The organism is Pseudomonas sp. PDM19 (assembly GCF_014852215.1).
Lineage (GTDB): Bacteria > Pseudomonadota > Gammaproteobacteria > Pseudomonadales > Pseudomonadaceae > Pseudomonas.
Map to the genome: position 1 here is coordinate 147,828 of NZ_JACVBG010000004.1, position 20,677 is coordinate 168,504.

Below are 20,677 nucleotides of genomic sequence, written 5' to 3' on the forward strand. Positions count from 1 at the left end.
CTGCCGAACGGCCGGCATGCCGTGATCGGTGTGCCGTTCTTCTGGCTCTTCCTGTTCTTCCTGCTGCCCTTCGCCATCGTGCTGAAGATCAGTCTGGCGGCAGCGGACGTGGCCATTCCGCCGTACACCGAAGTCTTCCAGTACGCCGACCAGACGCTCCAGGTCGTGATGAACCTGGGCAACTACCTGATGCTGACGGATGACCCGCTCTACATCGACGCCTACCTGGGCTCGCTGAAGATGGCGGCGATCAGCACCTTCCTGTGCCTGCTCATCGGATACCCGATGGCCTATGCCATCGCCCGCGCCAGCAAGGAAATGCAGACCGTCCTGCTGCTGCTGATCATGATGCCGACCTGGACGGCGATCCTGATCCGCGTGTACGCCTGGATGGGCATCCTGTCCAACAACGGCCTGCTCAACAGCTTCCTGATGTGGCTGGGCATCATCAACGAGCCGCTGACGATCCTGAACACCAACTTCGCGGTGTACATCGGTATCGTCTACTCGTACCTGCCCTTCATGGTCATGCCGCTCTACGCCAACCTGGTGAAGCACGACATGAGCCTGCTGGAAGCCGCCTCCGACCTCGGCGCGCGCAGCTTCACCAGCTTCTGGAAGATCACCGTCCCGCTGTCCAAGAACGGCATCATCGCCGGCTGCATGCTGGTGTTCATCCCGGCAGTGGGCGAGTTCGTGATCCCGGAACTGCTGGGCGGTCCCGAGACGCTGATGATCGGTAAAGTGCTGTGGCAGGAATTCTTCAACAACCGTGACTGGCCGGTGGCTTCCGCCCTTGCCGTCGTGATGCTGGCGATCCTGATCGTGCCCATCATCTTCTTCAACAAGAACCAAGCTAAAGAGTTGGAGGGCAAGGTATGAACAAGCGTTGGTCGTTCTCCAACATCATGCTGGTGTTGGGCCTGCTCTTCATCTACGTGCCGATGCTCATCCTGGTCATCTACTCGTTCAACGGCTCCAAGCTGGTGACCGTGTGGGGTGGCTGGTCGGTGAAGTGGTACGTCGGCCTGCTGGACAACCAGCAGCTGGTCGGTTCGGTGTTCCGCTCGCTGGAGATCGCCTGCTACACCGCGATCTCCTCGGTGGCGCTGGGCACCCTGGCGGCCTTCGTGCTGACCCGCATCCCGCGTTTCCGTGGCCGTACGCTGTTCGGCGGCATGGTCACCGCGCCGCTGGTCATGCCCGAGGTGATCACCGGTCTGTCGCTGCTGCTGTTGTTCGTTGCCATGGCCCAGCTGATCGGCTGGCCGCAGGAGCGCGGCATCGTGACCATCTGGATCGCCCACACCAGCTTCTGCTCGTCCTACGTGGCGGTGGTGGTGTCGGCGCGCCTGCGCGAGCTGGATCTGTCCATCGAGGAAGCAGCCATGGACCTGGGCGCCAAGCCCTGGAAAGTGTTCATGCTGATCACCATCCCGATGATCGCGCCGTCGCTGGCGGCGGGCGGCATGATGTCCTTCGCGCTGTCGCTGGATGACCTGGTACTGGCCAGCTTCGTGTCCGGTCCTGGCTCCACCACCCTGCCGATGGAAGTGTTCTCCGCCGTGCGCCTGGGCGTGAAGCCGGAGATCAACGCCGTAGCCAGCCTGATCCTGCTGACCGTATCGCTGTTCACCTTCTTTGCCTGGTACTTCACCCGCCAGGCCGAAGAGCGTCGCAAGCGTGCGATCCAGGAAGCCATGGAGTCCAACGCGACCGATTGGCAGAAGGGTTCGACAGCCACCGCCTGACGCCGTCTTGTCGGCCGGTAGTATCCGGCGATTGTCGAACCACGGGCCACCTTCGGGTGGCCCGTGTTTTTTTGCTCACACGTTATTCCGAAGTGCTTGGAAACTCGGGATTTATCGGAAAAATCCGTGTGTCGCAAAGGCTCGCCCCTGGCCGATTGCCAACTACGCTTGAAGTGTTCGGATGCGCAGTCCGGCCACCCCCCGAACCAGGGCCGGGCCGCGTAGCCGGCAAACTTCCAGTGACGCCTTATGGCACTCCGTGCGGGAGACGGCGCCCAATACAACACCCCGATCGTTATCCCTTGGGGAAATAACGCGCCAGGGAGCTTCGGCATCTCCCGCAACACTCTGTACAACGCACCAATGAAAAACCCCGCAGAGGCGGGGTTTTTCATTTCCGGGTGGCTCTTGTCGAGGGCGCTTCAGCGACGGACGGGAATCAACCGCAGGATGCCATGGGTGTTGGCTTTCACCTCGTTGTCGTCGTAGTGCTGCGGCAGGTACTGGCCTTCGATGTAGGCCTCGGCCTGGTCGTCGTAGTGCTTGTCGAAAGGCACGCCGCTCTGGCCGACCGGGTTGATGCCCAGGCTGTGGGCCGGGTCGGCGAAGTCGATCAGGCGACGGGTGGACGGGCCGTAAATCACCTGCCAGGGCGCAGGTCCGACGCGGGCGGACAGGTTGTTCGGCACCTCGTGGCCGCCAGGAGCGGCGAATGGGCCGACGTTGAACAGGCGGTCCAGCGGCTTCTGCTGGCCCAGCGGGTGGCCGTGGGTGAGGGTGTGCGCCTTGCCCCACTGCCACTGCTGCGAGTCCTGGCCGAGGGTGGCGCGCAGGTGCGCCAGGCTGTCCTTCCAGGCGGCCTTGACGATATCGGCGCGGGTTTCCTTCTGCGGCGTCTTGCGGTTGTCCCACCAGGGCGAGTTCTCGTCGGCGGCCAGGCGCGGCAGGGCCACGTCGAGCACGCGGGTGGATAGCAGGTTGTCGAAGAAGGCGTCGCCCATCTCGTCGCGCATGGCGCCGTCGGCGACCTGGTAGAGCAACTGGTTGAACACCGTCGCGGTGACAGAGTCCAGCGGATGGTCGCCCTGCCAGTTGGCCAGGTTCTCCACCAGCGCCTTCTCTTCGTCGGTCGCGGCGGCTTCGCGCAGAATCGGCAGCAGCGGCTTGAGGAAGCGCGGGCCATAGCCGGTGGCGGTGTCCAGTTGCAGCGCCTGGCTGTTCTGCAGGTCCCACTTCACGGAAGTGTCGGACAGGCGCTTGTTCAGCTGCTGGCCGCGATCAGGCAGGTTGTAGTAGCCCGGCACCGGGCGACCGTTGGCCGGCACCGGCTGGAAGTTGGCGGAGACGATGTAGCCGCGCGCCGGGTTCTCTTCCTGCGGGTTCTCGCTGAAGGGGTAGAAGCCGCTCTTGTCGGCCTGGCCACTGGCGCCGTCGAGCAGGAAGTTCGGATTGACTCCGTCCGGACGCACCGGCAGTTGCGCCGAGGCCCACCAGCCGATGTCGCCACGAGCGTTGGCCCAGACCACGTTGAGGCCTGGCGACTGGATCTTCGCGGCTGCCGCGCGCGCCTTGGGCAGGGTGTCGGCGCGGTTCAGTTCGTAGAAGGCGTCGAGGATCGGGTTCTGGGTTTCCAGGAAGGCCCACCACATGGAGACCGGCGTCTTGCCCGCGGCGGTGCCCAGCGCGTCGTTGACCAGCGGGCCGTGAGGCGAGCTGCGCAGGGTGATCTTCACCGGTGCCTCGCCCTTCACCGCGATGCTCTGCTCCTCGCTTTTCAGGTCCGTCCACTGGCCGTGGTACCAGACCTGGTTGGGGTTGTCCGGGTTGACCTTCTCGGCGACCAGATCGACGTCGTCGTTCTGGAACATGGTCAGGCTCCAGCCGAACTGCAGGTTGTGGCCGAGCGAGGCGAAGGGGTTGAGCGCCTGGTAGTGGCCGTACAGCTCGAAGCCCGGCGCGCTGGCCTGCATCTCGTACCACACTGCCGGCACGGAGAAGCGGATGTGCGGGTCGCCCGCCAGCAGCGGCTTGCCGCTCTTCGTGCGGCTGCCGGAGACGGCCCAGGCGTTGCTGCCCTCGAATTGCGGCAGGCCGGCCTTTTCCAGCGCGGCATGGCTCAGGCGGGCGATGGCACTCAGGTCCTGCCAGTCGGCGGCGGCCAGCGCCTTGGGCGTCATCACGCCTTCGGGATGCCAGTCGAGGTCGAAGACCTTCAGGTAGTCCGCGCCCAGCTCGTCGCGCACGTAGGTCAGCACCGGTTCGGTGCGGAAGGCGGCGGCGAAGCTGTAGGCCATGTAGCCGGCGACGCTGACGGTGTCTTCGGGGGTGAAGGCGCGCTTGGGAATGCCGAGGATGTCGAATTCCACCGGGCGCGGGTGGCTGTCCTGGAACTGGTTGACGCCATCGAGATAGGCGACCAGCGCCTTCCAGGCCGGGGAGTTCTTGTCCTGCCTGGCCACGTATTCGGCGGCGTGGTCGCGGATGCGCAGGCTGCGGAACATGCGGTCGGTGTCCACCAGTTTGGGCCCGAGCACCTCGGCCAGCTCGCCACGGGACAGGCGACGGAGGATTTCCATCTGGAACAGGCGGTCCTGGGCGTGGACGTAACCGATCGCCCGGTACATGTCTTCCTCGCTGCCGGCCTTGATGTGCGGCACGCCGCGCTCGTCGTAGCGAACCGTGACTTCGCTGGCCAGGCCCGCCAGGGGCAGTTGTCCGTCGCGTACCGGCTGCTTGCCATGCAGGTACCAGCCGGCACCGGCCGTTGCAGCGGCGATGACGACAGCGAGGACAGTCAAAGTGCGTTTCATGCAGCAACTCCTTGTTGTTATGCGGCGATTCTGCAGTGGATAGCGCACGTCGCTCATTGACCAAACGTCTCGCTACTGGAATTCTCCGGTCAATCCCAGGAGTGACCATGGCCGCCCCCGAGCTGAACTTCCCCGCAACCCCGGCGCTGACCCAGTCCGCCACCCTGCGCCGCCAGTTGTACGAGGCGCTCTCGGTGCTGGGCTTCGACCCCACCGATATCTACCGCCAGGCCCTGCAGAAGGTGCGCCTGCCGCCGCCGGCGCAGAGTGGTCGCCTGGTGCACGACGACGCCCCATTGTTCTGGACGACCCTTGACGAAATTACCGGCGATGCCGATATCGGCCTGCACCTGGGAGAGGCGATGAAGCCGCGCCTGCTGGACGTGGTCGGCTACCTGCTGATGGCCAGCAGCGACCTGCGCGAGGCGCTGAACAGCTTCCTGCGCTTCCAGCACATCCTCTCCGGTGGCTTCGCGGCGCAGATGCGCGAGGAGGGCGAGCAGGTGCGGCTGATCCTCGACCTCAACTACCTGGGTACCAGCAACCTGCGTCAGCAGATGGAGTGCCTGATGCTGCTGTTCCTCAAGCTACTGGCGCTGATTACCGACGATGAGTTCCGCGTGCAGGCCATCGAGTTCCGCCATCCGCAGCCGCGCCGCTTGAGCGAGCACCGGCGGCTGTTCGGCCTGACGCCGAGCTTCGGCAAGGCCAATGACGCCTTGTTGTTCGATCGCGCGCAGATGGCCCGGCCGTCGCGCACCGGCAACCCGGTGCTGCACCGGTTGCTTACCGAGCATGCGCGGGAACAGTTGGGAACGCTGGACGAGAACGACCTGCTCAATCGCCTGCGCTACCTGATCGCCATGCGGTTGGGGGAGGAGGAGTGCACCCTGCAAAGCTGCGCCCGTGAGCTGGGCGTGCGGCCGGGGCTGCTGCAGCGCAATCTGGCGAGCCGGGCACAGACGTTCAGGGAAGTGCGGGAGGAGGTGCGCCGGCAGCGTGCCGCGCAATTACTGGAGCAGGGCGAGGCAATTCGCGAGGTGGCGCGGGCCTGTGGTTTTGCCGAGCTGTCGCCGTTCTATCGGGCTTTCAAGCGCTGGTATTCGGTGCCGCCCGAGCGCTATCGCCAGCGCCTGCAGGGCGGCACCGAAGGCTGAGGATTACTCGGCCAGCGGGATTTCGCGGCTGACTTCCAGCAGCGCCATGGCGTCGAGCTGGTCTTCGACCTGCAGGAAGCGCAGTGCGCGCTGCGGCGAGACTTCCTTGGCGATGCGCTTGAGGTATTTCTCCTTGAGCTCCTGGCGGTCGTCCTGCAACTCCAGCACCTGCTTCTGCAGCTTCGCCGCGTCGTCGTTGCTCACCGAGCCGGTGTTATAGCTGTTGGCGTAGTCGATGATGATCGCCAGAGTCTGCTTGCTCAGCTTGTCCGCCTCGGTGCGGTAGCTGTTGTAGATCGGCCAGAACTTCTCGGTTTCCTGCGGGGTGAGCTTCATGTTGGCTTCGACGATGCGCTTGCGCTTGTAGTCGATGTCGGCGATGCGGTTGTTGATGGCCTGCTTGTGTTGCTCCATCACCTGTTGGCTGTTGGGGGCATCCTCGGCGTGGGCGGCCAGCGGCAGCACCAGCCCGGTGGAGAGAACGGCGCAGAAGGCGAGGGCGGAAGGAAGACGCATGCGAAAAGCTCCTTGGTGGCGATCGGCCCTTCATGGGCCGGCGATCCAAGTGTAGTCACGGATTGGCCATCGGCTTCGTTGATGCGGCTCAGTGCTTTGCGCCATCCCAGGGGCAATAGCAGCCCACCGCCAGGGTGTGGGTCGCGTTGACCGGGCGGCCGCCCACCAGGGCGTCGAGGATCGGCTCGATGAAGCTGTTGCCCGACGTGCAGACCGCTCCTTCGCTGTAGGGGCCGAAGTAGGCCAGCTTGCCCTGGGCGTCCCAGATCGCCACGGCGGGGCTGGCGGGCAGTTGCTCGGCACCGGGCACCGAGTCCAGCGCGCGCATGGCGCTCAGCGTATCGGGCAGGTGCCCGTGGCTGCCGGGCTTCTGCACGGCGAAGAACTCCACACCCTGCGGGCCGAAACGCTGGATCAGCTCGGCGAGGTGCTGCTGGTTGCCGACGTTGCAGGGGCAGGCCGGGTCCCAGAAGTGCACCAGGCGGATCTTGCCGGGGCCGGCCAATTGTGCGGGCAGCATCAGGTGGTCGCCGGAAAACAGCTGCGGCTGGTGGCTGAACGGGCGGATGAAGCGGTTCTCGTACCACCAGTAGGTGGCGAGCAGCGCGCCCAGGCAGAGCGCGGCGATCAGCCAGGTGAGCAGCGATTTTCGGCGTGAGGACATGGCGGCGACCAGTGACAGAGTCGGTAAGATAGCCGACAAGCTTGCCACGGGGGCGAGCGCGGCAGAATATCCCGCTGCTGCACGCGCTCCCTTCGTCACCCGCCTGCCAGAAGCGAAATGCCCATGCCTGAAGCCTTCCAGCCCGATCTGCTGCGCACCCTGCTGCGACCTCTGACCGCAGAGGCGAACGAGGTCGGCATCGCGCTGTACCAGCATTTCTACGGCCTGGACCTGCACGCCCGGCACCCCGGCCTGCAGAGCCGGCTGGGCACTTTCGAGGCCGGCGGCTACCAGATTGCCGCGCAGTACTGGCGCCCCGTGCTGGCGCGGGGAACCGTCGTCCTGCTGCACGGCTACTACGACCATATGGGCCTGTACCGCCATGTGATCGACTGGGCGCTGGGCATGGGCTTCGCGGTGCTGGCCTGCGACCTGCCGGGCCACGGCCTGTCGGGTGGCGCCGCCGCCAGCATCGGCGACTTCGCCGAATACCAGGTGGTGCTGGGCGCGCTGTTGGGCCAGGCGCAGGCGTTGGACCTGCCGCAACCCTGGCATCTCTGCGGGCAGAGCACCGGCGGGGCAATCCTGCTGGACTACCTGCTCACCGGCGCACCGCGACCGGAGCTGGGCCGTACCATCCTGCTGGCGCCGCTGGTACGGCCACGGGCCTGGGGCTGGTCGAAGTTCAGCTACCAGATGCTGCGGCCGTTCGTGGATTCGATTCCGCGACGTTTCAGCGAGAACTCCAACGACGCCGAATTCCTTTCCTTCCTGCGCGACCGCGATCCGCTGCAGCCGAAGATCCTGCCCACGGCCTGGGTCGGCGCGCTGGCGCGCTGGATTCCGCGCATCGAGGCGGCCGGCCACGGCGCGCAGAGCCTGCTGGTGGTGCAGGGCGATGCCGACGAGACGGTGGACTGGCGCTACAACCTGAAGGTGCTGGAGGACAAGTTCGAGAAGATCGAGTGCCTGCTGCTCACCGGCGCGCGGCACCACCTGGCGAACGAGAGCGAGACGTTGCGCCGGCGTTACTTCGATTTTCTCAGTGAGCGGATGGCCTAGCGGGGATGATGCGGGGAAGGGAGCCGCTGTGGTCGAGGGTGTGTCCCTACACTCCTTGCGCCATGCTCCTCAGGCGCCACCCTCTGTACAGCGGGTGCCATTCTAGGAGGAGCGTTCCTCGGAGTGGTCCTCAAGCGTGGTCGGTATTTTCCGATCACTACTCGCCCGATGGTGCGGCCAAGCCAGCCTTGAGGGCAGCCAGGGCGGCGCGGTAGTAAGTGCGGCCGGCCGGCGACTCGCTGAAGTCGGCGAACTGGCCCAGTTCGGCATCGCTCAGGCCGCGATAGACGTACAGCAGGGTGTTGTCGAGATCGGCGCCGATCTGGCTCATCAGCTTCTGCCGCTGGCCTTCGAGCATGCCTTGGGCGCTGCCGCCACCGAGCAGGCCGGGGAGCATCTGGCTGAGGCTGTCGGCAGCCACGCTGGCGAGAGCCAGACTGACTTCGGCGCCGGCCTCGCGGGCCGGCAGAATCTGGCTCAGGCGATGGACGATCTGCTTGCGTGCATCACTGGCCTGCTGGCGCGGCAGGCCGTTGGCGTATTTCTGCAACTGGTCGCTGCGGGTAGCCAGGGTCTCGGCGCCGGCGACCTTGCGGCCCAGCGGGGATTCGAAGAAGTTCACCGCTGCGGCGCTGTCCGGCAGGTTCTGGCGCAGGCCATTGAGGGCGCGCTGGTCGATGTCTGCAGGGGCGAAGCGCTGGTTGCTGTTGTCCACCAGCGTCTGGTACAGCGCCGGTGGCAGGTTGCCCTGGTAGCGCTTCTGCGCGGCGTGCAGGGCGTCATTGAAGTGCGCTCGCTGTTCCGGCCAGCCGGCGGCCTGGTACAGGCGCTGGTAGTTGTCGGCCAGGGCAGGCATGCCCAGTACAAGAAGGGTGAGGGCCAGCAGTACGCGCATTGCAACTCCTTTTGGGCGGCAGGGATCGCTCGCCGGGGGCTATTGTCGGCAAGGCTTGCCCCGCTTGTCGAGACACTGGCGCCGGACGTTACAATGCGCGATGTATTTCGACGCCGATTCTCCCGTCCTGCACCGCATCGTGGATGACCTCGCCGACAAGGGCTGGTCGCAGCAGGACGCCTTCCTTCCCGATGCCCTGATCGCCCAACTGGCGACGGAATGCCGTGCCCGCGACGCGGCCGGCAAGCTGGCCGCTGCCGCCATCGGCCGGGGTGAGGGACAGGCGGTGCGCGAAGGCATCCGCGGTGACCGCATCCAGTGGATCGAGCCCGGGCAGTCCGCGGCCTGCGACCTCTACCTGGGTGCGCTGGACGCGCTGCGCCTGCAGATCAATCGCGCACTCTTCCTGGGCCTGGAGGACTTCGAAGGGCACTTCGCGCTCTATCCGCCGGGAGCGTTCTACCAGAAGCACCTGGACCGCTTCCGTGACGATGATCGGCGCGCCATCTCCGCGGTCTTGTACCTCAACCACGACTGGCCGGTGACGCAGGGCGGTGAACTGCGGATGTACTTCGCCGACGAGCGGACGCTGGACCTGTCGCCGCTGGCCAGCCGACTGGTGGTGTTCCTCTCCGGCGAGTTCCCCCACGAGGTGCTGCCGGCCAGTCATGACCGTCTGTCGCTCACCGGCTGGTTCCGTCGCCGCGGTGACGCGCTGCTCTGAGTGGTGCGGGATCAGTGGCCCCAGATCTTCAGGGTGCCGCTGATGTCCTGGATGTCGCGCACTTCGATGCTCCCCAGCTTGCCGCCGCCCACGTAGAGATCGCCGGCCACGCGCAGGCGGATGGTCTGCGACGGCAGACCGCTGGCATTGAGCTGCTGGTTGATGGTGGTCAGGTCAGGCAGGGTCAGCGCCAGTTGCTGCTGGCCGCCGGCGCCCTGAACCACGTCCACCTGCAAGGTCGGCTGCTCGATGCCGAAGATCGGCAGGCTAAGGCCCAGCTGCGCGGGCCCGTAGGGCAGGCTGCCGCCACGCCCATCGGGGCAATCGCCGGCACTCACGCATCCATTGTCGATGAACACGTTGCGCAGCGAGACGCTGCCGCCGTCGTCTTTCCACGCCACGCTGTCCATGTGCGCGAGCACGTCGGCGCGGATGCTGATGCCATCCTGGCCGGTCACGGCGCCCAGGCGCTCGTTGTCCAGCGCCTGGAGTTCGGCGAAGGCCAGCGGCAGGTAGGACAGCGCGGCGAAGGTGGCGGTGCAGAGCAAGAGGCGAGGCATGACGGAGGCTCCATGGCGATTGGCCGATGCGCGAGTCTGGGTGGCGGCCTGCCAGGCAGCCAGTGCCGGACGGCTGTTCCCGTCGAAGGTTGTGCTCGGCCTGTGCCCGGATGGGCGCCGACGACCGGCGCGCCGCTCAAGGACCCGACTTTCGGCGGGCCGGAAACCTGTTGCGACAGACGCGCCGATGAAAGTTGCGTTACCCGGCGTGACCGGCAAACGGCGAGCGGCTAGTCTGTCCCCTTCCAAAAGGGAGTGATTCGCCCATGCAGAAGGTTCTCGTCAGCCGCTGCCTGCTTGGCCATCGCGTCCGCTATGACGGCGGCGCGCACGGGCCGTTCGACCTGCTCTCGCGCTGGCTGGACCAGGGGCGGGTGGTCGCGCTGTGCCCGGAAGTCGCCGGCGGCCTGCCGACGCCCCGCGCTCCGGCGGAGATCCCTGGCGGCCAGGGCATGGCCGTGCTGGAGCGCGCCCGCCCGGTGATGACGGTGGAGGGCGAGGACGTCAGCGACGCCTTCCTGCTCGGCGCCGAGGAAGCCATGGCGCTGGTGCGTCGCCACGACATCCGCCTGGCGGTTCTCAAGGCGCGCAGCCCCTCCTGCGGCAACCGCGAGAACTACGACGGCAGCTTCAGCGGCCAGAAGGTCGCTGGTGAAGGCGTCACTGCCGCCGCCCTCAAGCGTATGGGCGTGCTGGTGTTCAGCGAGGAAGAGCTGGATGCCGCTGCCGTCTGTCTGGCCGGGCTGGAAGCCGGAGGCTAGAGCGGCTGCCGACACTCGAAGACGCACTATTTTCCTTGAGCCCGGCGCCCTGGCGCCTATGCTTGTGCGTTCCATGCGCAAGGGCGCGGGCCGGCCTGAGCGGGTCCTTCGCCTTTGCGATTGTCATGCAGAAGGAGAAGAACATGAGAACCATGCTGCCTTGCCTCGGCCTTGCCGCGCTGCTTGCCGGTACTTCCGCCATCGCCGCGGAAATCCCGCGCACCCCGGCCCCGGAAGGCGCCAAGGTGTACTTCATCGAGCCGGCTGACGGCGCCACGGTGGACAAGACCTTCACCGTCAAATTCGGCCTCAAGGGCATGGGTGTCGCGCCGGCGGGGGTGGATTCGCCGGCCACCGGCCACCACCACCTGCTGATCGACCTCAAGGAGCAGCCGGCGATGAACATGCCGCTGCCGATGACCGACCAGATCAAGCACTTCGGCAAGGGCCAGACCGAGACCCAGGTGACCCTGCCGCCGGGCAAGCACACCCTGCAGCTGCTGGTGGGCGACAAGAACCACGTGCCGTTCGACCCGCCGGTGGAATCGCAGCAGATCACTGTCAACGTGAAGTGATCTTTTCCCAGGCATGAAAAAAGGAGGCCGAGGCCTCCTTTTTTCTTGTCACCGGGCAGCGCTTAGAACAGGACGCGGCTGCGGATGGTGCCGTTCACGTGCTGCAGCTTCTCCAGCGCCAGGTCCGAGTACTCGGCGTCGACGTCGATCACCACGTAGCCGACCTTGTCGTTGGTCTGCAGGTACTGGCCGGAGATGTTGATGCCGTTGTCGGCGAACACCTTGTTGATCTCGCTCATCACACCCGGAATGTTCTCGTGGATGTGCAGCAGGCGGTGCTTGCCCGGGTGCGACGGCAGGGCCACTTCCGGGAAGTTGACGGAAGAAACCGAGGTGCCGTTGTCGCTGTACTTGACCAGCTTCTCGGCCACTTCCAGGCCGATGTTGGCCTGGGCTTCGGCGGTGGAACCGCCGATGTGCGGGGTCAGGATCACGCGATCCAGGCCGCGCAGCGGGCTTTCGAACTCGTCGTCGTTGGACTTGGGCTCGACCGGGAACACGTCGATGGCGGCGCCGATCAGGTGCTCGTCCTTGATCGCGGCGGCCAGGTGGTCCAGTTCGACCACGGTGCCACGGGCGGCATTGATCAGGATGCCGCCTTTCTTGATGGCGCGGATTTCCTTCTCGCCGATCATCCACTGGGTGGACGGCAGTTCCGGTACGTGCAGCGAGACGATGTCGGACATGCCGAGCAGCTCGTGCAGGTTGCCGACCTGCTGGGCATTACCCAGCGGCAGCTTGGTCACGGTGTCGTAGAAGAACACCTGCATGCCCAGTGCTTCGGCCAGGACCGAGAGCTGGGTGCCGATCGAGCCGTAGCCGACGATGCCCAGCTTCTTGCCGCGGATCTCGAAGGAGTTGGCAGCGGACTTGATCCAGCCGCCGCGGTGGCAGGAGGCGTTCTTCTCCGGAATGCCGCGCAGCAGCAGGATGGCCTCGGCCAGCACCAGTTCGGCGACCGAACGGGTATTGGAGTAGGGCGCGTTGAACACGGCGATGCCGCGCTCGCGGGCCGCGTTCAGGTTGACCTGGTTGGTGCCGATGCAGAAGCAGCCGACGGCGATCAGCTTCTTGGCAGCGTCGAAGACTTCTTCGGTCAGCTGGGTGCGGGAGCGGATACCGATGAAGTGTGCATCGGCAATCTTTTCCTTCAGCTCGTCACCGGACAGTGCGGTCTTGAGGTACTCGATGTTGGAGTAGCCGGCCGCCTTGAGGGTGTCGACGGCGTTCTGGTGCACGCCTTCAAGGAGAAGGAATTTGATCTTGCTCTTGTCGAGAGAAGTCTTGCTCATCTGCTTTGAACCTGTAGTCCCGGGATGTGGCGAGAAATTGAACAGCTCAGGCCGGACCGGCCGGTGCCAAGCTTGGCGCCAGGTGGCGATCTGCGTGGGGTGCGTATGCTAGCATGTTCTCCCTTTTCCTTGCCCGGTTGCGACCTGAGCTGTTCTCAGGACGACCATGAACCATTTGAGAGTTCCTCCAATGACCCGCGACGCCCTGATCGAATCGCTCAAGCCCCTGCTGGATGCCGGGAAGCTGCTGACAGACGCCGATTCCCTCGAGACCTATGGCAAGGACTGGACCAAGCATTTCGCCCCGGCGCCCCTGGCGATCGCCTTCCCCAAGAGCACCGAGCAAGTCCAGGCCATCGTCCGCTGGGCCAATGAACACAAGGTCGCGCTGGTTCCCTCGGGTGGCCGTACCGGTCTCTCCGCCGCCGCTGTCGCCGCCAATGGCGAAGTGGTCGTGGCCTTCGACTACATGAACAAGGTGCTGGAATTCAACGAATTCGACCGCACCGTGGTCTGCCAGCCGGGCGTGATCACCAAGCAGCTGCAGACCTTCGCCGAAGAGCACGGCCTGTATTACCCGGTGGACTTCGCGTCGTCGGGTTCCAGCCAGATTGGCGGCAACATCGGCACCAATGCCGGCGGTATCAAGGTCATTCGCTACGGTATGACCCGCAACTGGGTGGCCGGCATGAAGGTCGTCACCGGCAAGGGCGACCTGCTCGAACTGAACAAGGACCTCATCAAGAACGCCACCGGCTATGACCTGCGCCAGCTGTTCATCGGCGCCGAAGGCACCCTGGGCTTCGTGGTCGAGGCCACCATGCGCCTGGAGCGCCAGCCGAAGAACCTCACCGCGATGGTCCTCGGCACCCCGGACTTCGACTCGATCATGCCGGTGCTGCACGCCTTCCAGAACAAGCTGGACCTGACCGCCTTCGAGTTCTTCTCCGACAAGGCCCTGGCCAAGATCATGGCCCGTGGCGACGTGCCGCCGGCCTTCGAGACCGACTGCCCGTTCTATGCCCTGCTGGAATTCGAGGCGAGCACCGAGGAAGTGGCCAACGAGGCGCTGGCCACTTTCGAACATTGTGTAGAGCAGGGCTGGGTTCTCGACGGCGTGATGAGCCAGAGCGAACAGCAGCTGCAGAACCTGTGGAAGCTGCGCGAGTACATCTCCGAGACCATCTCCCACTGGACGCCCTACAAGAACGACATCTCCGTCACCGTCGGCAAGGTCCCGGCCTTCCTCAAGGACATCGACGATATCGTCGCGGCCAACTACCCCGACTTCGAAGTCGTCTGGTTCGGCCACATCGGCGACGGCAACCTGCACCTGAATATCCTCAAGCCCGAGAACCTGACCAAGGACGAGTTCTTCGCCAAGTGCGCGACCGTCAACAAGTGGGTCTTCGAGACCGTGCAGAAGTACAACGGCTCCATCTCGGCCGAGCACGGCGTGGGCATGACCAAGCGCGATTACCTGGGTTACTCTCGCTCCGAGGCTGAAATCGGCTACATGAAGGCGGTCAAGGCGGTGTTCGACCCGAACGGGATCATGAACCCCGGCAAGATCTTCGCCGAATAAGCTGCTGTATCCAGAAGGGCCGGTTCTTTGGATAGAGGGGCCGGCCCTTCGCACGTCAGCGTCACGGGAAGTGGCGCGTACGCCGGCAGGACGCGGGCAACCGTGCGGGATCACGAGCCCCGCGCGGATCATCTCTTCCATGCGTTGTCAGGAGTCGGTCATGAGTTACCAGCACCAGTACGTCGATGGCACCCCGATCCATTTCACCCTGGGCAAGGTGGTCTGCGTCGGCCGCAACTACGCGGAGCACGCCAGGGAGCTGAACAACCCGGTACCGACCGAGCCGCTGCTGTTCATCAAGCCCGGCTCCTGCACCGTGTCGCAGGCCGGCGGCTTTGCCATCCCGGAGGATCGTGGCTCGGTGCACTACGAGGCGGAAATCGCCGTGCTGATCGGCAAGCCGCTGTCGCGCAAGCCGAGCACCGAGGAAGTGCTGGACGCCATCTCCGGCTACGCCCCGGCGCTGGACCTGACCCTGCGTGACGTGCAGGCCAAGCTGAAGGAAAAGGGCCTGCCCTGGGAGCTGGCCAAGTCCTTCGACGGCGCCTTCGTGCTGGCGCCCTTCGTCAGCGCCGACCACTTCCCGGACCCGACCGACATCGGCATCCGCCTGGTGATCGACGGCGAAGTCCGCCAGGACGGCAACAGCCGCGACATGCTCAACCCCATCGTGCCGCTGATCCAGCACATCTGCGGGCACTTCTCGCTGCAGCCGGGCGACGTGGTCTCCACCGGCACCCCGGTCGGCGTCGGCCCGCTCACGAGCGGCAGCGAGGTGGTGCTGGAACTTCCCGGTGCCAGCCGATTCGAAAGCCGCGTGCTTTAGCCCCGTTGTCCCGCCGAAGGCCGCCGTTTGTGCGGCCTTCGCTTGTTGCGGGGCACCTTGCCGTGCTGACCAACAAGAGTCGTCATGACCATGTCCATCCTTCGTCCCCGCTGGCTGCTGCTGGCCCTGCTGTTCCTCCTCGTGGTGCTCGGCTACCTGACCTCCCGCTTCCACTGGGATGACCGCGCGCGCCTCTGGCTGCGTGAACAGGACACCAGCGCTCAGGCGCGCTCGGAAAGCGTCTGGCTGCCCGGATACCGTGCAGTGATCCAGGCCAAGCCGCTCAAGGGTGGCCTCGAGGGGCAGGAAACCTCCGATCTGGCCTACAACCCGGTGACCCGCACCCTGTTCACCGTTACCGGCAAGAAGCCGCTGCTGGCCGAGCTGTCGCTTACCGGTGATGTGCTGCGGGTGATCCCGCTGCTGGGCATGTCGAACCCCGAGGGCGTTGCGGTACTGGAGAACGGCAATGTTGCCGTGACCGACGAACGCCAGAACTCCCTGACCATCTTCCATGTCGACCCGCAGACCCGCGAACTGAGCACCGCGAAGCTGTCCAGCTTCGACCTCGGTCCGCGCGGCAAGAAGAACAAGGGTATCGAGGGCATCGCCTGGGACCCTCGCCAGCATCGACTGGTGCTGGGCCAGGAGCGTGATCCGCTGGCGCTGTTCAGCCTGCCCAGCGACGGTGGGGCCAGCCTGAGCGGTGCGCTGCAGCCCCTGCCCAGCGACCTGCTGATGACCAACGTGTCGGCGCTGAGCATCGACCCGCGCACCGGCCATACCCTGGTGCTGTCGGCGGAGTCGCACCTGCTGCTGGAACTGGATGAGAAGGGCGAGCCGATCAGCTTCATCAGTCTGCTCGGCGGCCTCAACGGCCTGGACGACCGCATCCCGCGCGCCGAGGGCGTGGCCATCGACGAGCAGGGCACCATTTACATGGTGAGCGAGCCGGACCTGTTCTACGTGTTCAAGCGCGAGGCGACCGTCAAAACAGATTGATCCAGAGCGGGGGAGTGCGGGTCGGATGGCTTTAAGGTTGGGTTAAGTCCGGATTCAGGCTGGTTTCAGCCACCGGTTCTAAGCTGAACCCATCGAAAACGCCCCAGGAGGCTCATCCATGAAACTGACTCATCTCCCCCTGATCGCTGCCGCTGGCCTGTTCTCCACCATCACCCTGGCTGCCGGCTACACCGGTCCGGGCAGCGACGCCAAGCCCGCTGCCGCAGCCGCCCAGGTCACCACAGTCAAGCAGGCGCAGTCCGCCCACGACGACACCCCGGTGGTGCTGGAGGGCGTGATCACCAAGCGCATCGGCGGTGAACACTACGAGTTCAAGGATGCCACCGGCAGCATCGAGGTCGAGATCGACAACGATGATTGGCCCGCTGGCGCGGCTGTCTCTGAGAACACCAAGGTGCGCCTGACTGGCGAGGTCGACCATCACAAGCTGAAGGCCACCGATATCGACGTGGACCGCGTGGAAATCCTTCAGTAATCCAACGCCACAAAAAAAGCCGCGCCGGGGACCCCGGTGCGGCTTTCTTGTTTTCAGCGTTCCGCAGGAGCGGCGTCAACCGATGCTTTCGAAGCCCTGCAGCACGTTGATCGCGTTGATGCCGATCTCTTCCACCGCGTAACCGCCTTCCATCACGAACAGCGTCGGCAGGCCCAGCTTGCCGATGGCTTCGCCCATGCGCAGGTAGTCCGGGCTGTCCAGCTTGAACTGGGAGATCGGGTCTTCCTTGTAGGTATCCACGCCCAGCGACACGATCAATACGTCCGGCTTGTACGCCGAGATCTGCCGGATCGCCGCCTGCAGCGCCAGGCTCCACACCGACCAGTCGCTGCCCGAGGCCAGCGGATAGTTGAAGTTGAAGCCTTCGCCCACGCCCTGGCCCTTTTCGTCGGCATAGCCGAGGAAGTAGGGATACTCGAAGCGCGGGTCGCCGTGGATCGAGGTGAACAGCACGTCGGCGCGGTCGTAGAAGATGTCCTGGGTGCCGTTGCCGTGGTGGTAGTCGACGTCGAGGATGGCCACGCGGTTGGCGCCCTGGTCGAGGATCGACTGGGCGGCGATGGCCGCATTGTTGAAGAAGCAGTAGCCGCCCATGAAGTCCGCCGAGGCGTGGTGACCCGGCGGGCGGCACAGCGAGAACACCGAGCGCGCGCCCTTGGCCAGTTCGGCCTGGCCGGTCATCGCCACGTTCACCGAGCTGAGCACCGCCTGCCAGGTGCCGGCGGTGATCGGAGCGCCGGCGTCCAGGCTGTAGTAACCCAGCCGGCCGTCGATGCTGTCCGGTTCCTTCTGCCGCAGGCGGCGGGTAGGCCAGCAGATCGGCAGCATGTCGTGGGTCCGGCCGGTGGCCAGCCAGTCACGCCAGGCGTGCTGCAAGAACCGCACGAAGCCTTCGCTGTGCACCCTCAGGATGGGTTCCAGGCCGAAGTCCCGCGGGGCCTGGATGTCGCCCAGTTTCACCGCCTTGGCCCGGTCCAGCACCATGTCGGCGCGGCTGGGCTTTTCGAAGCAGGGGGTGAACTGGCCGCCGATCAGCTCGTGCTGACCGTGGTGCAAGCGATGGTCGTCGGTATAGATCGTCAACATCACGCGCTCCTGAGGGCGCCTCCGGGCGCCCGTTGGGTTCTAGTAGCTCTGCCGTCAGGCGTTTTCCTCGAAATTCACACTCGGTGCCTTGCGACGGAAGCCGCCGGTATGCACCGCCAGGTAAGCGAAGCCGACTGCGAACCAGCTCAGGCCGACGACCAGCGTCAGCTGCGAGAGGCTGGTCCACAGCCACAGGGTCAGGCACAGGCCGATGAACGGAATCGCTCCGTACAGCAGGACGTTCTTGGCGCCGCGGCGGCGCTCGACGCCCAGATAGGTGCGGATCACCGCCAGGTTGACCACGGAGAAGGCCACCAGCGCGCCGAAGCTGATCATCGAGGCGAGGGTGGTCAGGTCCAGCACGACCGCCAGCAGGGACACGGCGGAGACCACCAGGATCGCCACGACCGGGGTCTGGAAGCGTGCGTGCAGGACACCGAACAGGCTGCGCGGCAGGATGCCGTCACGGCCCATGGTGAAGATGATGCGCGACACCGAAGCCTGGGATGCCAGCGCCGAGCCGATGCAGCCGGCGATGTAGGCGGAGGTGAAGAAGTTGCCGAGGAACTGGCCGCCGGCCTTGAGCATCACTTCGTTGGCCGCCGAGTCAGCGTTCTGGAACACGCTGCCGGGGAATACCAGCTGGCTGATGATTGCCAGCAGGGTGAACATCAGGCCGGCGATGACGGTGGTGATGATGATCGCGCGGGGGATGTCGCGGCGGGCGTCGCGGGTTTCCTCGGCCATCGTCGAGACCGCGTCGAAGCCCAGGAACGACAGGCACAGCACGGCGGCGCCGGCCATCAGCGGGGCGAAGCCGGGCTGGGTGCCGTCACCGACGAAGGGCAAGGAGAAGTCGATCGCGGCGCCGCCGGCCAGGCTCTTGATCGACATGACCACGAACACCACGATGAACACCAGCTGCGCGCCGACGATGACGTTGCTCATGCCGGCGACCTGGCTGATGCCGACCACGTTGAGCACGGTGACCAGGGCGATGGAGGCGACCACGAACATCCAGGCCGGGATTTCCGGGAAGGCGATGTTCATGAACAGGCCGATGAGCAGGTAGTTGATCATCGGCAGGAACAGGTAGTCGAGCAGCAGCGACCAGCCGGACAGGAAGCCGACCACCGGGCCGAAGCTCAGGCTGGTGTAGGAGTACGCGGAGCCGGAAATCGGGTACTTGCGCACCATGAAGCTGTAGGACGCTGCGGTGAACAGCATCGCCAGCAGGGTGATCAGGTAGGCGGTGGCGGTGCGGCCGCCGGTCATTTCGGTGACCACGCCGTAGGTGGTGAACATGGTCAGCGGGACCATGTAGACCAGGCCGAAGAAGACCAGGGCGGGCAGGCCGAGGACGCGTTTCAGGCGGGCGTCGGCGTTGGCCGGGGTGCCCTGTTGGGTGCTCTGTGGAGTGCGTGTGGTGCTGGCGCTGTGTTGGCTGGCCATGGGGATTCCTCGCGATTTTTATGTGATCTTGCGGGCGGGCGGCGTTCGGTGGCCGTCCTGATGTCGTCGACTACGGCTCAGCCGCAGCGCTGACGACGCGCGAGGAATGAGGGTGTTTGCTGCAGGGTGACGCAAAAGCTGGTCATGGGCGTTCTCGGGGCATTTGTTCTTGTGGATAACGCGCTCGCGTTCCCTCGGGAAATCCTTGCGCCATCTGTGATGGGGCAAGGGCTGGCCGCCTTTCCAGCCGCTCCCTGCGCGAGCCGCCCGACTCTAGCAACCGGGGGTGCCGGGCAGAACCCTGCAAAGGGTCAAAAAGGGATCGAAATGGCCAAATTGGCTGTCAGAGCCACCCGGCGCGCACCGCCGCGCCGGGTGACCTGCGGGTCATTTCTTCAGCTTGGTCCAGACCTTGGAGCGCAGTTGCAGTGCCTTGGGCGAGCACAGCTTGAAGGGCTTCAGACGATCCAGCTTGTCCGCCGGGGTGTTGATCGCCGGGTCGTCGAACAGCTCCTTGTCCATGTACTTGTCCGAGCCTTCGATCGCGTTGTTGTACTTGGCGAAGTTGGAGGCCAGGGCGATGTTCTCAGGCTGCATCATCCAGTTCAGGAAGGCGTGGGCCTCCTTGATGTTGGTGGCGTCCTTGGGAATGGTCAGGTTGTCGATGAACAGGCGCACGCCTTCCTTGGGATAGACGTAGACCAGGCTGGCGCGCTGGGCGTGGGCGCGGTGGAAGGCGCCGTTCCATTGCTGGTGCATGGAAACTTCGCCGGCGGCCATGCGCTCGATGGTGCCGTCGCTGTTGTACATGGCCAGCATCGGTTTCTGCTTGAGCAGCAGGTCCTGGATCTTCGCCGCCTCTTTCGGGTCCTCGGTGCACTCGTCGATGCCCAGGTAGTAGGACGCCGGGGCGTACAGTTCTTCGATGGAGTTGAGCGCCACCACCTTGCCTTTCAGCTCGGCCGGCGGCTCGAAGAACGGCTTCCAGCTCTCGTCCAGCTTGCCGCCGGGAACCTTGGCGCTGTCGTAGCTGTAGCCGGTGGTGCCCCACAGGTAGGGCACGGAGTAGTCGTGGCCCGGGTCGTAGGTCAGGGTCTTGAACTTGTCCTTCAGGTTCGCCAGGTTCGGCAGCTGCGACTTGTCGAGCTTCTGCAGGAGGCCTTCCTTGACGAAGATCTCGATGAAGCTGTCCGACGGCACGACCACGTCGTAGGCGCCGCCGCCGGCCTTGAGCTTGGCCAGCAGGGTTTCGTTGCTGTCGTAGGAGTCCAGGGTGGCGTGGATGCCGGTGTCCTTCTCGAACTTCTTCAGCAGTTCCGGCGGGAAGTAGTCGGACCAGTTGGCGAAGTGCAGGGTGCCTTCGGCATGGGCGCTGCCGGCCAGCAACAGGCTGGCGGCGACGAGCGCGCGGGCGATGGGGGTACGGCGGAATTTCATCGGTG

At 65.2% G+C, this 20,677-nt stretch carries 20 protein-coding genes; 11 read left to right on the forward strand and 9 right to left on the reverse strand.

What is annotated here, in order from left to right:
- Both IB273_RS22955 and IB273_RS22960 read left to right on the forward strand, forming a co-directional pair.
- Positions 1-882 (forward strand): ABC transporter permease subunit, encoded by an 882-nt coding sequence (locus tag IB273_RS22955; protein WP_138214270.1) that lies wholly within the window; start codon positions 1-3, stop codon positions 880-882.
- Positions 879-1,751, forward strand: a complete 873-nt coding sequence (locus IB273_RS22960) for an ABC transporter permease subunit (protein WP_081515243.1) — start codon at positions 879-881, stop codon at positions 1,749-1,751. Before IB273_RS22955 ends, IB273_RS22960 begins: the two co-directional genes overlap by 4 nt.
- A gap of 422 nt (positions 1,752-2,173) precedes the next feature.
- Here IB273_RS22960 and IB273_RS22965 read toward each other — a convergent pair whose 3' ends face one another.
- A complete protein-coding gene (locus IB273_RS22965; RefSeq protein WP_192225106.1) occupies positions 2,174-4,561 on the reverse strand; it encodes a penicillin acylase family protein in 2,388 nt (795 codons plus the stop codon).
- 107 nt (positions 4,562-4,668) lie between these two features.
- Between IB273_RS22965 and IB273_RS22970 the strand changes: the two genes are divergently transcribed.
- Positions 4,669-5,718, forward strand: coding sequence for an AraC family transcriptional regulator (locus IB273_RS22970; protein ID WP_081515245.1), 1,050 nt, complete (start codon positions 4,669-4,671; stop codon positions 5,716-5,718).
- Between the two features lie 3 nt (positions 5,719-5,721).
- Here IB273_RS22970 and IB273_RS22975 read toward each other — a convergent pair whose 3' ends face one another.
- Positions 5,722-6,234, reverse strand: coding sequence for a transcriptional regulator (locus tag IB273_RS22975; RefSeq protein ID WP_081515246.1), 513 nt, complete (start codon positions 6,232-6,234; stop codon positions 5,722-5,724).
- A gap of 88 nt (positions 6,235-6,322) precedes the next feature.
- Complete coding sequence (locus IB273_RS22980) at positions 6,323-6,898, reverse strand: DUF6436 domain-containing protein (RefSeq protein ID WP_192225107.1); 576 nt, start codon at positions 6,896-6,898, stop codon at positions 6,323-6,325.
- A 123-nt stretch (positions 6,899-7,021) separates the two neighbouring features.
- Between IB273_RS22980 and IB273_RS22985 the strand changes: the two genes are divergently transcribed.
- Positions 7,022-7,960 carry an alpha/beta hydrolase gene (locus IB273_RS22985; protein ID WP_081515248.1) on the forward strand — a complete coding sequence of 313 codons (939 nt, stop codon included), beginning with the start codon at positions 7,022-7,024 and terminating at the stop codon, positions 7,958-7,960.
- Between the two features lie 157 nt (positions 7,961-8,117).
- On the opposite strand, the gene IB273_RS22990 is transcribed toward IB273_RS22985, so the two are convergent.
- The gene (locus tag IB273_RS22990; RefSeq protein ID WP_081515249.1) at positions 8,118-8,855 is read right to left on the reverse strand and encodes a hypothetical protein; all 738 of its coding nucleotides are present in this window, start codon (positions 8,853-8,855) and stop codon (positions 8,118-8,120) included.
- Positions 8,856-8,955: 100 nt separating this feature from the next.
- On the opposite strand from IB273_RS22990, the gene IB273_RS22995 reads away from it, so the two are divergent.
- Entirely contained in the window at positions 8,956-9,579 is a 624-nt protein-coding gene (locus tag IB273_RS22995) for a 2OG-Fe(II) oxygenase (RefSeq protein ID WP_081515250.1), read from the forward strand.
- An 11-nt stretch (positions 9,580-9,590) separates the two neighbouring features.
- Here the strand turns inward: IB273_RS22995 and IB273_RS23000 are convergent, their stop codons facing one another.
- A complete protein-coding gene (locus IB273_RS23000; protein ID WP_151188683.1) occupies positions 9,591-10,139 on the reverse strand; it encodes a DUF6160 family protein in 549 nt (182 codons plus the stop codon).
- Positions 10,140-10,405: 266 nt separating this feature from the next.
- Here IB273_RS23000 and IB273_RS23005 point away from each other — a divergent pair, with 266 nt between their 5' ends.
- Positions 10,406-10,900 carry a DUF523 domain-containing protein gene (locus IB273_RS23005; protein ID WP_045215561.1) on the forward strand — a complete coding sequence of 165 codons (495 nt, stop codon included), beginning with the start codon at positions 10,406-10,408 and terminating at the stop codon, positions 10,898-10,900.
- A 143-nt stretch (positions 10,901-11,043) separates the two neighbouring features.
- The gene (locus tag IB273_RS23010) at positions 11,044-11,475 is read left to right on the forward strand and encodes a DUF4399 domain-containing protein (RefSeq protein ID WP_151188682.1); all 432 of its coding nucleotides are present in this window, start codon (positions 11,044-11,046) and stop codon (positions 11,473-11,475) included.
- A gap of 62 nt (positions 11,476-11,537) precedes the next feature.
- Here the strand turns inward: IB273_RS23010 and serA are convergent, their stop codons facing one another.
- Entirely contained in the window at positions 11,538-12,767 is a 1,230-nt protein-coding gene (gene serA, locus IB273_RS23015) for a phosphoglycerate dehydrogenase (protein ID WP_081515253.1), read from the reverse strand.
- Positions 12,768-12,957: 190 nt separating this feature from the next.
- On the opposite strand from serA, the gene IB273_RS23020 reads away from it, so the two are divergent.
- From IB273_RS23020 to IB273_RS23035, 4 genes are all read left to right on the forward strand, one after another.
- Positions 12,958-14,352 carry an FAD-binding oxidoreductase gene (locus IB273_RS23020; protein WP_138213750.1) on the forward strand — a complete coding sequence of 465 codons (1,395 nt, stop codon included), beginning with the start codon at positions 12,958-12,960 and terminating at the stop codon, positions 14,350-14,352.
- A gap of 160 nt (positions 14,353-14,512) precedes the next feature.
- Positions 14,513-15,178: a fumarylacetoacetate hydrolase family protein gene (locus tag IB273_RS23025; protein ID WP_192225108.1), complete on the forward strand. Its 666-nt coding sequence runs from the start codon at positions 14,513-14,515 to the stop codon at positions 15,176-15,178.
- A gap of 84 nt (positions 15,179-15,262) precedes the next feature.
- Positions 15,263-16,180 carry an SdiA-regulated domain-containing protein gene (locus IB273_RS23030; protein WP_081515256.1) on the forward strand — a complete coding sequence of 306 codons (918 nt, stop codon included), beginning with the start codon at positions 15,263-15,265 and terminating at the stop codon, positions 16,178-16,180.
- A 118-nt stretch (positions 16,181-16,298) separates the two neighbouring features.
- Positions 16,299-16,676 carry a NirD/YgiW/YdeI family stress tolerance protein gene (locus IB273_RS23035; protein ID WP_138213752.1) on the forward strand — a complete coding sequence of 126 codons (378 nt, stop codon included), beginning with the start codon at positions 16,299-16,301 and terminating at the stop codon, positions 16,674-16,676.
- A gap of 75 nt (positions 16,677-16,751) precedes the next feature.
- On the opposite strand, the gene IB273_RS23040 is transcribed toward IB273_RS23035, so the two are convergent.
- The 3 genes from IB273_RS23040 to IB273_RS23050 all read right to left on the reverse strand — a co-directional run bounded on the left by IB273_RS23040 (position 16,752) and on the right by IB273_RS23050 (position 20,672).
- On the reverse strand, positions 16,752-17,783 hold the full coding sequence (locus tag IB273_RS23040) for a histone deacetylase family protein (protein WP_017520827.1): 1,032 nt from the start codon (positions 17,781-17,783) through the stop codon (positions 16,752-16,754).
- A 54-nt stretch (positions 17,784-17,837) separates the two neighbouring features.
- Positions 17,838-19,235 (reverse strand): APC family permease, encoded by a 1,398-nt coding sequence (locus tag IB273_RS23045; RefSeq protein WP_081515259.1) that lies wholly within the window; start codon positions 19,233-19,235, stop codon positions 17,838-17,840.
- A 387-nt stretch (positions 19,236-19,622) separates the two neighbouring features.
- Complete coding sequence (locus IB273_RS23050; RefSeq protein ID WP_192225109.1) at positions 19,623-20,672, reverse strand: extracellular solute-binding protein; 1,050 nt, start codon at positions 20,670-20,672, stop codon at positions 19,623-19,625.
- Between the last annotated feature and the right edge of the window lie 5 nt (positions 20,673-20,677).